General features: G+C 75.4%; 10 protein-coding genes and 2 pseudogenes. 5 read left to right on the plus strand and 7 right to left on the minus strand.

Translation table 11 applies throughout. The features are described from left to right. Positions 1 to 229 (minus strand): annotated as a pseudogene (locus tag ACFY0X_RS19215) (hypothetical protein); the annotation flags it as partial. A 201-nt stretch (positions 230 to 430) separates the two neighbouring features. On the opposite strand from ACFY0X_RS19215, the pseudogene ACFY0X_RS19220 reads away from it, so the two are divergent. Then, positions 431 to 1,691 (plus strand): annotated as a pseudogene (locus ACFY0X_RS19220) (IS30 family transposase). A 65-nt stretch (positions 1,692 to 1,756) separates the two neighbouring features. On the opposite strand, the gene ACFY0X_RS19225 reads toward ACFY0X_RS19220, so the two are convergent. Both ACFY0X_RS19225 and ACFY0X_RS19230 read right to left on the minus strand, forming a co-directional pair. Further along, positions 1,757 to 2,434 (minus strand): HAD family hydrolase, encoded by a 678-nt coding sequence (locus tag ACFY0X_RS19225; RefSeq protein WP_387756102.1) that lies wholly within the window; start codon positions 2,432 to 2,434, stop codon positions 1,757 to 1,759. Positions 2,435 to 2,777: 343 nt separating this feature from the next. Then, complete coding sequence (locus ACFY0X_RS19230) at positions 2,778 to 3,731, minus strand: DUF4331 family protein (RefSeq protein WP_387756104.1); 954 nt, start codon at positions 3,729 to 3,731, stop codon at positions 2,778 to 2,780. A gap of 316 nt (positions 3,732 to 4,047) precedes the next feature. On the opposite strand from ACFY0X_RS19230, the gene ACFY0X_RS19235 reads away from it, so the two are divergent. After that, positions 4,048 to 4,635, plus strand: a complete 588-nt coding sequence (locus ACFY0X_RS19235; protein WP_387756106.1) for a putative glycolipid-binding domain-containing protein — start codon at positions 4,048 to 4,050, stop codon at positions 4,633 to 4,635. A 596-nt stretch (positions 4,636 to 5,231) separates the two neighbouring features. Here ACFY0X_RS19235 and ACFY0X_RS19240 read toward each other — a convergent pair. Continuing rightward, the gene (locus ACFY0X_RS19240; RefSeq protein WP_387756108.1) at positions 5,232 to 6,929 is read right to left on the minus strand and encodes a hypothetical protein; all 1,698 of its coding nucleotides are present in this window, start codon (positions 6,927 to 6,929) and stop codon (positions 5,232 to 5,234) included. Positions 6,930 to 7,212: 283 nt separating this feature from the next. On the opposite strand from ACFY0X_RS19240, the gene ACFY0X_RS19245 reads away from it, so the two are divergent. The 3 genes from ACFY0X_RS19245 (at position 7,213) to ACFY0X_RS19255 (ending at position 10,955) form a co-directional block, all read left to right on the plus strand. After that, positions 7,213 to 8,319: an RCC1 domain-containing protein gene (locus ACFY0X_RS19245; RefSeq protein ID WP_387756110.1), complete on the plus strand. Its 1,107-nt coding sequence runs from the start codon at positions 7,213 to 7,215 to the stop codon at positions 8,317 to 8,319. Between the two features lie 86 nt (positions 8,320 to 8,405). Further along, entirely contained in the window at positions 8,406 to 8,906 is a 501-nt protein-coding gene (locus ACFY0X_RS19250; protein ID WP_387756112.1) for a peptidylprolyl isomerase, read from the plus strand. 360 nt (positions 8,907 to 9,266) lie between these two features. Further along, positions 9,267 to 10,955, plus strand: coding sequence for a serine hydrolase (locus ACFY0X_RS19255; protein WP_387756114.1), 1,689 nt, complete (start codon positions 9,267 to 9,269; stop codon positions 10,953 to 10,955). A 6-nt stretch (positions 10,956 to 10,961) separates the two neighbouring features. Here ACFY0X_RS19255 and ACFY0X_RS19260 read toward each other — a convergent pair whose 3' ends face one another. The 3 genes from ACFY0X_RS19260 to ACFY0X_RS19270 all read right to left on the minus strand — a co-directional run bounded on the left by ACFY0X_RS19260 (position 10,962) and on the right by ACFY0X_RS19270 (position 13,372). After that, positions 10,962 to 11,618 carry a hypothetical protein gene (locus ACFY0X_RS19260; RefSeq protein ID WP_387756116.1) on the minus strand — a complete coding sequence of 219 codons (657 nt, stop codon included), beginning with the start codon at positions 11,616 to 11,618 and terminating at the stop codon, positions 10,962 to 10,964. Continuing rightward, a complete protein-coding gene (locus tag ACFY0X_RS19265) occupies positions 11,618 to 12,133 on the minus strand; it encodes a DinB family protein (protein ID WP_387756118.1) in 516 nt (171 codons plus the stop codon). Before ACFY0X_RS19265 ends, ACFY0X_RS19260 begins: the two co-directional genes overlap by 1 nt. 114 nt (positions 12,134 to 12,247) lie before the next feature. Further along, the gene (locus ACFY0X_RS19270; protein ID WP_387756120.1) at positions 12,248 to 13,372 is read right to left on the minus strand and encodes an ABC transporter substrate-binding protein; all 1,125 of its coding nucleotides are present in this window, start codon (positions 13,370 to 13,372) and stop codon (positions 12,248 to 12,250) included. Between the last annotated feature and the right edge of the window lie 326 nt (positions 13,373 to 13,698).

The raw sequence follows: 13,698 nt of genomic DNA on the forward strand, positions 1-13,698 counted from the left end.
TAAGTACCCAGTGGTGGCCGTACTGGCCGCTGAGGTTGTGCGCGCCGTAGCTCCAGTAGACGGCGCTGGGGCTGACGGCCGGGTCCTGGTCCTGCGGGTAGACGCAGACCGCGCCCGACGGGCAGCCCGCCCACTCGCCGTCCGCGGCGCCGGCGCCGCCGGCCCCCGTCGTGGTCAGGGCGGCGGCGGCCAGGGCCAGGACGGTGACGGCACGGGTGATCCTGCGCATGGGGGTTCTCCCTTGGCTGGTACGGGCACCGGACGGTCGATCCGCCCGGTGCCCGTCAGCCTAGGAACCCGGTGCCCGCGGCGGTCCCTGACATCTGACAGGGGCGCGCCTGCTTGCCCGCGGGCCCGACAGGCCCCGCGAGCGCAAGGTCCCGCGAGCGCAACAGGCCCCGCGGGCCCGACAGGCCCCGCCGCCGGGCCCTTGGGTTCTAGTGGTCGTCGCAACACCCGAGCTGAGGGAATGCGATGGACTTCGAGATCCGAGGGGAGCGGAAACCCCCAAGGGGTCAGGAAGCTTCGTGCCGAGCGGGCGGAATACTTCCGGCTCGTGCGACAGGGCTACAGCAACAAGAAGGCGTCCCGGCTGGTGGGCGTCCACGAGCGGACCGGACGCGAGTGGCGCAACGGCCGGACGGACCCGAACAGGTTCCGGGCGCCCGCTCGATTCGAGCGGGCGCCCACCGGCGCGTTCGGACCGTCCCGGTACCTGCGCGAGGACGAGAGGATCCACATCGCCGACCGGCTGCGGGAGAAAGCCACCATCCGTACGATCGCGACTGAGCTCGGCCGGAGCCCTTCGACGGTCAGTCGGGAGATTCGGCGCAACCGCCATCCTGGCAACGGCAGTTACCGACCTCATGCCGCGCAGGCCCGTGCGGACGGGCGGCGTCCGCGCCCCAAGCCGGGAATGATCGCCCTCAACGCGGAGCTGAGGGCCGCGATCCAGGCCGGCCTGGACCAGCGGTGGAGTCCGGAGCAGATCTGCCACGCTCTGCGGGACACCTTTCCCGAGCGGCCGGAGATGCACGCGGCCCACGAAACGATCTACCAGGCCCTCTACGTCCAGGGCCGCGGCGAGCTGCGGCGCGAACTCGCGGCGCCTTGCGCACCGGCCGCGCCCGCCGCAGGCCCCGCGCCAGGCCAACTGCCGCCAGCCACGTTTCACCGACCCGATGGTCATGATCAGCGAACGCCCTGCCGAGGTGGAGGACCGGGCGGTTCCCGGGCACTGGGAGGGCGATCTGATCATCGGCAAGGACGGCGCCTGCGCCATCGGCACCCTGGTCGAGCGGGCCACCCGCTACGTGATGCTCCCGCATCTGCCCAACGGCCGAACCGCCGAGCACGTGCGCGGCGCCCTCACGGAGACCGTGCGGACCCTGCCCTCCCACCTGGTCCGGTCGCTGACCTGGGACCAGGGCTCCGAGATGGCCGCCCACAAGAGCTTCACCGTCGCCACCGGCGTCCCGGTCTACTTCTGCGACCCGGCCAGCCCCTGGCAGCGCGGCTCCAACGAGAACACCAACGGCCTGCTACGGCAGTACTTTCCCAAGGGAACCGACCTGTCCGCCCACGGCCCGGAACACCTCGCAGCGGTGGCCGTCCAGCTCAACGGCCGCCCACGCAAAACGCTCGGCTGGGAAACCCCAGCCGAGCGCCTCCATAAACTCATCGCGGCCTGAACACCGACCACGTGTTGCAACGACCGCTAGAAACTGCCGCCTCGCCGCCGGGGCTGCGGGCGGGGCTACGGCAGGGGCAGCGACCCGGCCCCGGCGACCAGTGCCGGCAGCTCCCGCATGTCCGCGAACGTACGGGTGCCCGGCCCCTGCAGCCACGCCCGCGGCGTCAGCCCGCCGTGGAAGCCCAGCGACCGCATCCCCGCCGCCCGCGCGGCGGCCACCCCGTACCTGCTGTCCTCGACGACCAGGCACGCCGCCGGCCGCACTCCCATCGCGGCCGCCGCGTGCAGGAACAGGTCCGGTGCGGGCTTGCCGCGCTCCACGTCCTGCGAGCTGAAGATCCGTCCGGCGAAACGCGGCAGCAGCCCGGTCAGTCCGAGCGTCGAGCGCAGCCGCGCGTGGGTGCTGGAGGACGCCACGCAGTCCGCCACCCCGGCCTCCCGCAGCGCGGCCAACGCCGCCACCACTCCCTCCACCGGGGCCAGTTCGGCGGCGAACACCTCGTCGTACAGGCGCTGCAGACGCCTGTCCCAGCCCGGCTCCAGCGCCACCCTCGCGTGCGCCTCGATCTCGGCCGTCATGAACGCGTGCGAGCGGCCCAGGAACCGCTCCACGAGCTCCTCGCGCGACAGCGGCCAGCCCGCCTCGGCGACCACCCGCTCGTCCACCCGCACGGCCAACCGCTCGCTGTCGAGCAGCACACCGTCGCAGTCGAAGACCACCAGCTCCACGGGAACGGACATGCCGCCACCCTACGCGGCCCCCGCCCAGGAGCCGGCGTCCCCGGCCCAGGAGCCTGTCGGCCCCGGCCCAGGGGCCTGTCGGCCCCGGCGCGGGGCAGATGGCCCCGGCGCGGGGTCAGGTGGGCCCGGTGCGGGGGATGTTCGGGGCCGGCGCGGGGGCCGGTCGAGGAGAGCGCGAGCGCGCGGCACTCGGCGGTCAGTGCGGGCGGCCCCCGCCCAGAGCTGGCGGCCCCGGCCCTGGAGCGGGTGGCCCCCGTCCCAGAGCCGGCGGCCCCGGCGCGTGGTCAGGTGGGCCCGGTGCGGGGGTCGGTCGAGGAGAGTGCGAGTGCGTGGCCTCCGGCGGTCAGTGGGGGTGGCCCAGGTACGGGAAGTGTGGCAACAGGTCGGTGTGCGGGCCGATGTGGTCGCCGGACACCTTCCCGTCGGTGAGCATCGTCAGCCGCGCCGAGGTCACGTCGTCCGTCAGCGTGCGCCCGTTCGGACAGCCCGCCGGACGGGCGCGGTCGTAGCGCAGGATGTCCGGCAGCACGAGCCGCAGCTGCGCCTGCGCCGCCTGCGCGGTGTACCCGCCGAAGTGCTGCAGCTTCGCCGTCCACGGATCCCGGTAGGTGTCCCAGTCGTCCACCGGCTCCCCGGCGTTGTACGCGTCCTTCACGTCCTCCTCGTTGAAGTACGCCGTCAGCGAGGGGTGCGCGCCGCGGTCCACCGACACCAGCCGCCCGTCCTTGCGCACGCTCACCCGCGCCCACACCCCGATCTGCGGCGCCTGCCCGAACGCCGCGTCCGGTGCCTCCAGCACGATCCCGAACACGTTCTTGTCCGCGCCCCAGTCCACCCCCGTCCACTGGAAGTCCTTCACGATCCCGTCCAGGTCCGCGAAGAACGGGTCGCTGCGCAGCCCCGCGCTCACCCGGTACGCTCCCGCCTCCACCACTGCGGGCGTGTCCGTGAAGCTCACCGGCGCCCCGGACACCAGGACCTCGCCGGTCGCCTCCAGCCCGCGCGCCCCGGCACCGGTGGCGCGCCGCACCGTCATGGTCTGCTCCCCGTCCTGCGGCTCGCAGAACGTGAAGCTGTAGGCGAGGTCGGCCCGCCGGTCCCCGTCGGTGTCGATGTCGATCCGGTACACCGCCTGCGGGTGGAAGGCCTGTCCGCCGGACGGCGCGACCGGGTTCACGTTCATGATCAGCACCGTGCGGCCCGGCTCCGGCGCGGCGAAGGCGAACAGGTCGGTCAGGTCCAGGCGCGCGTCACCCTCGGGTGAGCGCAGGTTCGGTCCGCTGAGGTGGTGCGACAAGGCGGCCTCCGGCATTCGAGTGCGTCGAGTGGGTCGAGTGCTCCACACGCCCCACACGCTCCACGTGCTCGGCGTGCTTCACGTGCTTCACACGCTTGGCGTGCTCGGAGTGCTTACGCATGGGCACCCCCGCCCCCCTGCGGTCATTGCTAACACGCCCGGGCGGCCCCGGCCTGCCCCGCTGCATCACCCGGGCGGCCCCGGCCTGCCCCGCTGCATCACCCGGGCGGCCCCGGCCCGCCCCGCTGCACCACCCGGGCGAGCGGGCGCGGGCGCGGGCCGGGCCGCTGTCGGCGGCCCGTACTACCGTGCACGAATGACCAGCCCCACCGCCCGCACCCGCAGCGCCGTACCCACCTGGCGCGTCACCGAGACCGCCGGCCTGGAGACCTCCTGGATCGACCTCGGCCCCCACGCCCTGACCGCCCACGGCCGCGCCGCCGCCGCCGAACCCGCCCCCTACTGGCTCGACTACCGCCTGGAGACCGGTGACGGCTTCACCACCCGCCGCATGCACGTCACCGCCCGCACCCCGGACACCACCCGCACCCTGGACCTGCGCCGCGACGAGCACACCGGCCGGTGGAGCGTCGACGGCACCGAGCGCCCCGACCTGACCGGCGCCCTCGACTGCGACCTCGGCCTGTCCCCGCTCACCAACACCCCGCCCGTCCTGCGCCACGCCCTCCACCAGCGGCCCGGCGAGCACCACTTCCTGATGGCCTGGATCCGCGTGCCCGACCTGGTGGTCGTGCCCTCCCGCCAGACCTACACCCACCTGCGCCGCCACCCGGACGGCCGCGCCACCGTCCGCTACGCCAGCGGCGACTACCGGGCGGACCTGCTGCTGGACACCGACGGCCTGGTCGCCGACTACCCCGGCCTGGCCCACCGCATCGCCTGACAGGACACCGCCGCCCGCCGGCCCCGGGACGGCGCATGCCGAGACCGCCGGGTCCGGGGCGCCCGCCCGCCGGGTCCGGAACGTCCGCCCGCCGGGTCCGGGCGTCTGCCCGCCGGGCTCGCGCCTCAGATCGCCAGCGGGTCGGCGCACACTGCCAGGTCCGCCACCGTCGCCGTGAACCGCGTCGGCGCCGCAGCCGGTTCCAGTACGTCCCGGGCCGCCCGCCCGCCGGGCCCGGGGCGTCCGCCTACCGTGCCCGGGGCGCCCGCCCGTCGGGCCCGGGGCGCCCGCCCGTCGGGTCCGGGCGTCTGCCCGCCGGGCTCGCGCCTCAGATCGCCAGCGGGTCGGCGCACACTGCGAGGTCCGCCACCGTCCCCGCGAAGCGCGTCGGCGCCGTACCCGGTTGCAGTACGTCCCGGGCCGCCGTCAGCAGCGCGTTGCGCAGCCGCCCGTGGGCCGTGAGGTAGCCGAGTTGGGTGAGCGCCCGCGACTGTAGCTCCCGCGCCCGCCGAGACCGCCGTGCCCGGGGCGTCCGCCTACCGTGCCCGGGGCGTCCGCCTACCGTGCCCGGGGCGTCTGCCTGCCGGGTCCGCGGCTCAGATCGCCAGTGGGTCGGCGCACACCGCGAGGTCCGCCACCGTCCCCGCGAAGCGCGTCGGCGCCGCAGCCGGTTGCAGTACGTCCCGGGCCGCGGTCAGCAGTGCGTTGCGCAGCTGCCCGTGGGCCGTGAGGTAGCCGAGTTGGGTGAGTGCCCGTGACTGCAGCTCCCGCGCCCGCTGTTCCACCGTCCCGGGCACGGCCGCCGGGACGGCGCACGCCGAGACCACCGGGTCCAGCAGCAGCACCGCCCGCGCGTAGTCCGGCCCCGCACCGACGCCCCCGCCGCCGCCCGCACCAACGCCCGCGCCCGCACCCGAGCCCCAGCCGCCGCCCGCCCCGCCCCCGCCCGCGCCAACGCCCGCGCCGCCGCCCGCACCAACGCCCCCGCCGCCGCCCGTGCCTTCGTACGCGCGCTGCGCCGCGTCCACCGCCCGTCGGGCGCCGTCCGGGGCGGACAGCTCGGTCCGGGCGGTGACGGCCGGGCGGGCCGGGGCCAGGGCGGTGCCGGTCAGCCGGGCCCAGACCTCGCGCACGGTGCGGGAGGGGGTGTCCAGGTAGCCGGGGTGGGCGAGCAGCGGGGCGGCGGGGCCGGGGTCGGGGACGGTGCGGGCGGCGGTGCGGTGGGCGGTGAGCCATCCGCGGACCTGCGCGGCGCCCCACACCGGGGCGCCGTAGGCGCAGGTGCCCAGGGCGGCGGCGGCGCCGAACGCGGTGGCGGTGGCGTCCAGGAGGCCGGCGCGGCTTGGGCCGGGGGCGCCGAGCAGTCCGGCGCCGGCCAGGTGCAGGGCCCGGTGGTCGGGCAGGTAGAGGTTCAGTTCGGCGGGGCAGGCGTGGCCGCCCGCGGGCTGCAGGACCATCCGCACCCCGGCCGCCTCGACGGCGTACAGGCCCTCCTGCCAGGGCACGCCGGCCGCCGAGGCCCAGGCGGGCCAGTGGGCCCGGGGGGTGGGGACGGACAGCGGGCCGCCGACGGTGTCGGTGGGGGCGAGGAAGTCGGGCCGGCCGGTGGAGACGGTGCGCCCCAGTTCGCAGCCGACCAGGCCGCGCGGGCCGACCTCCAGCCGGGTGCCGTAGGCGTAGTCGAGGAGTCGGGCGGTGTGGGCGCCGGCGGTGACCTGCCGGTGCACCGCGTCGGCGAGGAACCCCTCGGGCGCGTACACCGCGAGGTCGGCGGGCAGGCCGGCGCGGGCGCCGGCGAACAGGCCGCGCACGCCCCCGAAGTGGTCCACCCCGCTCTGGGTGTGGACCACGGCCCGCACCGGCCGCGCGTCCCCGGTGGCGCAGCGGTAGAGGGCCAGGGCCGCGCGGGCGGTCTCGTAGGAGCCGAGCGGGTCGATCACCAGCAGGGCGTCGCGGCCGGTGGCGACGGTCAGGTTGGCGAGGTCGTAGCCGCGTACCTGGTACAGGCCGTCGGCGACCTCGAACAGGCCGCAGGGCAGGGCCAGCCGGCCCTGGTGCCACAGCGGCGCCGCCACCGTGGCGGGGGCGTCGCCGGCCAGGAAGCCGAAGGCGCCGAAGTGCCAGACCGCCTCCCGGCCGTCTCGGGACGGCAGCGCGCGGTAGGGCGGGGCCGCGAGCAGCCCGCGCCGGGCGCCCTCCAAGTCGGCGGGGGAGGCGGGGAGTTCCTTGGCGCCGGCCAGGTTCCGCTGCGTGACGTACGCGCTCGGTTCCACGGGCACGAAGGTGTCGGCCACGGGCTTGCCTCCTCAACGGCGAAACGGACCGCGGTGCGCTGCCCGCGCACCGCAGACCGCCGACACTAGGGGTGACGGGCCGGACACACAACGGCAGGGGCGTGCGCAATGCGCACGGAGCGGGGACAGGGGCCCGGCGTCACCCGATCGGGTGGCGGGCACGGCCGTTGCCCGTGCCGTGCCGGGCACGTGGGTAGCGTCGGGCCATGATCGTGGAGTCGTCAACCGGCGTGACGCACCGACGATTTGACTTATTGTCATAGAGGTAAAGAGGCATCGTCGCATGGCAGAGAAGCGCCTGAAGTCCTGGGGCAACAACCGCTCCGGCCAGCTCGGGGACGGCACCTGGGCCGACCTCCGCACCACGGCCACCACCGTGCTCGGGCTCACCAGCAGCGAAGTGGTGAAGATCGCCGCCGGCGGGTTCGGCCCCGCCGCCGGCCACGGCCTGGCCCTGCTGACGGACCGCACGGTGCAGTCCTGGGGCGTCAACGGCGCCGGCCAGCTCGGCGACGGCACGGTGTTCAGCCACAACGCGCCCGGCCAGGTCGTCAACCTCACCGACGCCGTCGAGATCGCCGCCGGCGGCGCCCACAGCCTCGCCCTGCTCGGCGACGGCACCGTGATGGCCTGGGGCCAGAACAAGCACGGCCAGCTCGGCAACGGCACCGGCGCCGACACCAGCATGCCCACCCGCGTCGAGGGCCTGACCAGGATCGTCGCCATCGCCGCCGGCCTGCACCACAGCCTGGCCCTGCGCGAGGACGGCACCGTGTGGGCCTGGGGCTACAACTTCAACGGCCAGCTCGGCGACGGCACCTGCTCCAACCGCGCCGTCCCCGCCCCGGTCACCGGCCTGAGCGCGGTCAGCCGCATCGCCGCCGGCGCCGGCCACAACCTCGCCCTGGTCGGCGCACCGGGCCCCGGCGCCACCGTCCGCGCCTGGGGCTACAACGCCACCGGCCAGCTCGGCGACAACACCACCATCAACCGCTTCACCCCGGTCACCACCCAGGCGACCTGGAGCGGCGGCGTCACCCAGATCGCGGCCGGCTGCAACCACAGCATGGCCGTGGTCGACAGCGACCACCGCCTCAAGGCCTGGGGCCAGAACACCGCCGGCCAACTCGGCGACGGCACCACCGTCTTCCGCGTCCTGCCCGTCACCGTCCCGGGCCTGACCGGCGTACGGCTGGTGGCCGGCGGCCGCGAGCACACCGTGGCCCTGTCCGGCACCAGCACCGTGCATTCCTGGGGCAGCAACGGCTCCGGCCAGCTCGGCGACGGCACCACCACCGACAGCAGCACCCCGGTGCCCACCCTCACCGCCCTCACCGGCATCGACAAGCTCGCCGCCCCCGTCGGCGGCGACTTCAGCCTCGCCAACTGAAGCGCCTCAACCGTGCCCGGCCACCCCTGCTGTCACAATGCGCGTGAACGCTTCGTAGCCGCCACCACGCAGACAGTGAGGTAGTCATGTCGAAAGTCAAACTGAGCACCAACCACGGCGACATCGTTCTCCGGCTCGACGCGCACAAGGCCCCCGCCACCGTGGAGAACTTCCTCCAGTACGTCCGGGACGGCTTCTACGACGGGACGCTCTTCCACCGGGTCATCAACAACTTCATGATCCAGGGCGGCGGCATGGAGCCCGGCATGCGCCAGAAGAAGACCCGCGCCCCCATCCAGAACGAGGCCGACAACGGCCTGAAGAACACCGAGTACACCGTGGCGATGGCCCGCACCGGCGACCCGCACTCCGCCACCGCCCAGTTCTTCGTCAACGTCGCCGACAACGACTTCCTCAACCACAGCGGCAAGAACCCCCAGGGCTGGGGCTACGCCGTCTTCGGCGAGGTCGTCGAGGGCCAGGACGTCGTCGACGCCATCAAGGCCGTGCCCACCGGCTCCAAGTCCGGCCACCAGGACGTCCCCAAGGACGACGTGGTCATCGAGAAGGCCGAGATCGTCGAGTAGCGCCCGGGCAGCGGCCGGGGGGGGGGGGGGGGGGGGGCGGGGGCGGCCCCCCCCCCCCCCCCCCCCCCCCCCCCCGCCCCCGGCCGCCGCGCGCCCCACCACCCCCACCCCGGCCCGCCCACCCGCCGGCCCGTCCGCCCCCTCCCGGCCCCGGCCCGCCCGCCTCCCGGCCCGCCGGCCGCCGCGCACCCCCGCGCACCCCCGGCCCCGACCCGCCCCCTGGCCCCCGCGCACCCCGACCCGCCGGACGGGTGATTGCGCCCGCCCCGGTGCGCGGCGCCCCGCGCCCCCGCCCCGGCCCGTCCAATACTCACCCGACGAGGCGCACGGCCGCGCCACCCGGGACCAGGGAGGACCCCCATGCACCGCCGCACCGCCGCCAGGCCGGGACACCGCACCGCCGCACCCCTGCTGGCCGCCCTGCTGCTCACCGGGTGCACCTCCGCCGCCGCCACCGACCCCGCCGCCGCCCCCAGCCCCTCGGGCGGCCCCGGCGCCTCCAGCGCCCCGGCGACCGCGCCGCCGGCGCCCTCGCCGCAGCTGACCGACCAGCAGGTGGCCACCGCCGTCGACCGGATCGACGCCTACGTCCAGGACGCGATGCGCAAGACCGGCGTCCCGGGCCTGGCCCTGGCCGTCGTCCACAAGGACAAGGTCGTCCACGCCAAGGGCTACGGCGTCCGCGAACTCGGCAAGCCCGACACCGTCACCCCCGACACCGTCTTCCAACTCGCCTCCGTCTCCAAGCCGATCGCCTCCACCGTCGTCGCCGCGGCCGTCGGACAGAAGGCGGCCACCTGGGACGACCCCGTCTCCGCCCACGACCCCGGCTTCACCCTCGCCGACCCCTGGACCGGCGGCCACGTGACGATCGCCGACCTGTTCTCCCACCGCAGCGGCCTGCCCGACCACGCCGCAGACCTCCTCCAGGACCTCGGCTACCCGCGCGACTACATCCTCCAGCACCTGCGCGACCAGCCCCTGGCCCCCTTCCGCGCCCACTACGCCTACACCAACTACGGCCTCACCGAAGCGGCCGTGGCCGTCGCCAAGGCCAAGGGCACCGCCTGGGAGGACCTGTGCGCCGACGCCCTCTACAAGCCGCTCGGCATGACCGCCACCAGCTCCCTGCGCTCCGCCTACGACCACGCCGCCAACAAGGCCGTGCCGCACGTACGCACCGGCGACGACAACAGCAGCAGCAGCAGCAGTGGCAGCAGCGGTGGCAGTGGCAGTGGTGGCTGGCAGGTGAGCACCACCGAGAACGCCGACGCCCAGTCCCCGGCCGGCGGCGTCAGCTCCACCGTCCAGGACCTCGCCCGCTGGATGCGCCTGCAGCTCGCCGGCGGCTCCTTCGAGGGCCGGCAGGTCCTCGACACGGCCGCCCTGAGCCAGACCTGGCTCCCGCACAGCCTCTCCAACCCGCCCGCCGCGCCCGCCGGCAACCCCGGCCAGTACGGCCTGGGCTGGAACGTCGGCCGCGACACCCGCGGCCGGCTGCGGCTCAACCACTCCGGCGGCTTCCTCCTGGGCGCCGCCACCGTCGTCACCCTGCTGCCCGCCGAGCAGCTGGGCATCGTGGTGCTGACCAACGGCCAGCCCACCGGCCTGCCCGAGGCGGTGGCCGAGGAGTTCTACGACCTCGCCCAGGAGGGCCACGAGACCGTCGACTGGCTCGGCTTCCTCGGCAAGGTCATCCCCGCCGCCCTGGTGGCCGGCACCTCGCCCACCGACTACACCAAGCCCCCGGCCGGCGCCCCCGGCGCCAAACCCGACGCCGCCTACGTCGGCACCTACACCAACGGCTACTACGGCCCGCTGACCGTGACCACCGGCAACGGCGGCGCCCTGGTGATGAGCCTGGGCCCGGACAACCTCCAGTTCCCGCTCCAGCACTACGCCGGCGACGTGTTCAGCTTCCGCACCCGCGGGGAGAACGCCGTCGGCCTGTCCGGCGTGACCTTCACCGCGGGCGACGACGGCAAGGCCGCCAAGGTCGTCGTCGAGCAGTTCGACCACGACGGCCTGGGCACCTTCACCCGCAGCTAGCGCCCCCTAGCCGGTGCGCGTCGCGTACATCTCCTGGAACAGCTCGAACCCGCCCTCCGGGGAACCCGGCGAATCCACAGCGCCCACAGCGCCCGCAGCGCCCGGGGAGCCGGGGGAGCCGGGGAAGAGGGGAGCGTCGGGGGAGCCGGGGGAGAGGGGGGCGTCGAGGGAGAGGGGAGCGTCGGGGGAGCCGGGGGAGAGGGGGGAGGCGCTGAAGCCCTGCCAGCGGAAGGAGGTCGGCGTGACCTCGGTGAACGTCCACCGCGAGCGCCGCCCCTGGGCGTCGGTGCCCTCCTGGACCATCCCGCCGGCCCCGTCGCCACGGCCGACCTGGGAGAAGTACGAGGGAAGCTTCGGCGAGATCCACGTGATCCGCCACAACCCGGTCGTGACGTCGTACATGCGCAAGGTCGTGCCCGGGAAGCGGCCGTGGAAGTCCGGGCACCAGAGCACGTCCTGCACCACCCGGCCGCCCAGCGCCCAGCCGAAGCGCCACTCGCCCGCCGCGGTGCGCCACCGGCCGTCGGGGAACAGGTACCGGTTGCGGATCTCCCACGTGCCGACCAGCCGGCCGTAGAGCATCAGCGCCTGCGCGTGCTCCGGATCCGGCCCGTTCGCCGACAGCAGCTCCAGCATCGGGTCACCGGACGGGCCGTCAGCCATCAGTAGTACCCCTTGGAGCCGTCCAGCAGCTCCCGGACGATGTCGGCGTGCCCCGCGTGCCGGCCCGTCTCCTCCACCAGGTGGATCAGCATCCAGCGCAGGTTGGCGCCACCGGTACGGAAGTCGGGGTGGCGGCCGACGTCGTCCAGGCAGGCCGCCGCGACGATCTCGTCACTGCGCGCGCACTGGGCCTCGTACTCCGCGAGCAGCTCGGCCAGCGGACGCCCGCCGGTGTGCCAGTCCGCGTCCTCACCCGACCCGTCGAACACCGGGTGCTGCGTCTTGTCGCCGCCCAGGAACAGCACCTCCAGCCACAGGTGCTCCGTCCAGCGCATGTGGGACACCAGGCCGGCCATCGTCATCGCGGGCGAGGTCGGCAGGACGCAGCGGTGCGCGTCCTCGTCGCTCAGCCCCTCGCACTTCCACCGCAGGATCTTGCGCTGCAGCTCCAACCAGCCGACGATCGCGGTGCGTTCGTCCGCCAGGAGCGGGGGCCGTTCCAGTTCCGAAGCCATGGCGGTGCACCCTACCCAGCCGCCGCGGCGTGCGCACCGCATTTTTCCCGGCGCGGGCGGGCGCAGCGCGCGGCCGGCCTGCCCCGCCGACCTCCCGCACCGGGCCCGGTGCCCTCAGCCGGTGTGCAGCACCCGCAAGCGCCCGGGCGCCGCCGGATCCCGGTCGACGACCTGCACCGGCGGCCACGCCCACTGCCACACACTGCCGCCCGGCTCCCGGGAGAACCGGATCCTGCCGCGGGTGCCCTCCACCGCCAGATGCGGCCAGGACGCCGCGATCCGCTCCCGGTGGGGCCCCTGCGAACGCAGCACCTCGGCCAGCACCGCGACCGTGTCGTACCCCTCGAAGGCGACGAACGACGGCTCCTCGCCCAGCCGTTCCCGCAGCGCCGCCCCCACCCGGGCACCGAGCGGGCCCAGCCGCTCCGGCAGGTAGCGCAGGAACGGCACACCCGCGCCGTCAGCGCCCAGCAGCGCCGCCCACTCGGCGAACTCCGGCTGCCCCGCCGGCGCGCCGACCAGCACCCCCGCCAGCCGCCCGTCGCCGCGCACCGCCCTGATGAGGGACACCGCCGGCTCCGGGTGGCCGACCAGCAGCAGCACGGCCGTCGCCTCCCGCCGCACCAGCTCCTCGCACACCGCGGCGGGGCAGAGCACGGCCGCGTCGACTTCGACGACGGCGCCGCCGTGCGGGGCCAGGCACTCGCGCAGGACGCGCGCCCCCGACGCCCAGTAGACGCTCGGCTGGGTCACCACCGCGACCCGGCGGTGGCCCGCGCCGAGCAGGAACTGCGCGAACACCCGCCAGCTGTGCGACTGCGCCGGGCACAGCCGCGCCACCCACGGCGTCGGCCGGTCGGTGAGCGCGTCGAGCACCGCCGACGTGCACAGGTACGGCAGGCCCACGGCATCGGCCCCGGCGGCGACCGCCCGCGCCACGACGCTGTGGTACTCCCCGGCCAGAGCCGCCACCCCCAGGCCGGCCAGCTCCTCCACCGCCTCGGCGGCCCTGCGCGGATCGGCCGCGGTGTCCCGCACCAGCAGCTCCAGCGGCCGCCCGCCGATCCCCCCGGCCTCGTTGACCTCGCCCACGGCCAGCTCCAAACCGGCGAGCACGTGCCGCCCCGCCTCGACCCAGCCCGGCCGGGACAGCGGAACGAGGGCACCGATGCGCACCGACGGACCCTCGCCCCGCCGCGCTCCGGTGGCCGACGGCGACGGCGACGGTGACGTACTCATGCGCTGGCTCCCCCGCGTGACGACCCGGTCGGCGCAGACCGCGCGGACCCGTGCAGGCCGCGCGGGCGGCCGGACCCGCCGAACCGGCGGCCCGCACCCGTCGCATCCCGCCCACCGCGAGCGCACCTGCGCGATCATGCGGGCCCATTGCACCCACCACCGCCACCCCCCGGCAAGCCGGTTTTCGGCCGCGCCGCCGGCGCCCGCCCCTGGCAGCCGGCCCCGGGCCCCGCCCGGACGAGGGGGAACGTCGGCCTGCCGTCCAGCGGCGGCAGGCGGCGGGCCCGGCACCCGTCGCAGCCCTCGCCGTCATCCGAGGAACAGTC

The organism is Kitasatospora sp. NPDC001547, assembly GCF_042894165.1.
Lineage (GTDB): Bacteria > Actinomycetota > Actinomycetes > Streptomycetales > Streptomycetaceae > Kitasatospora.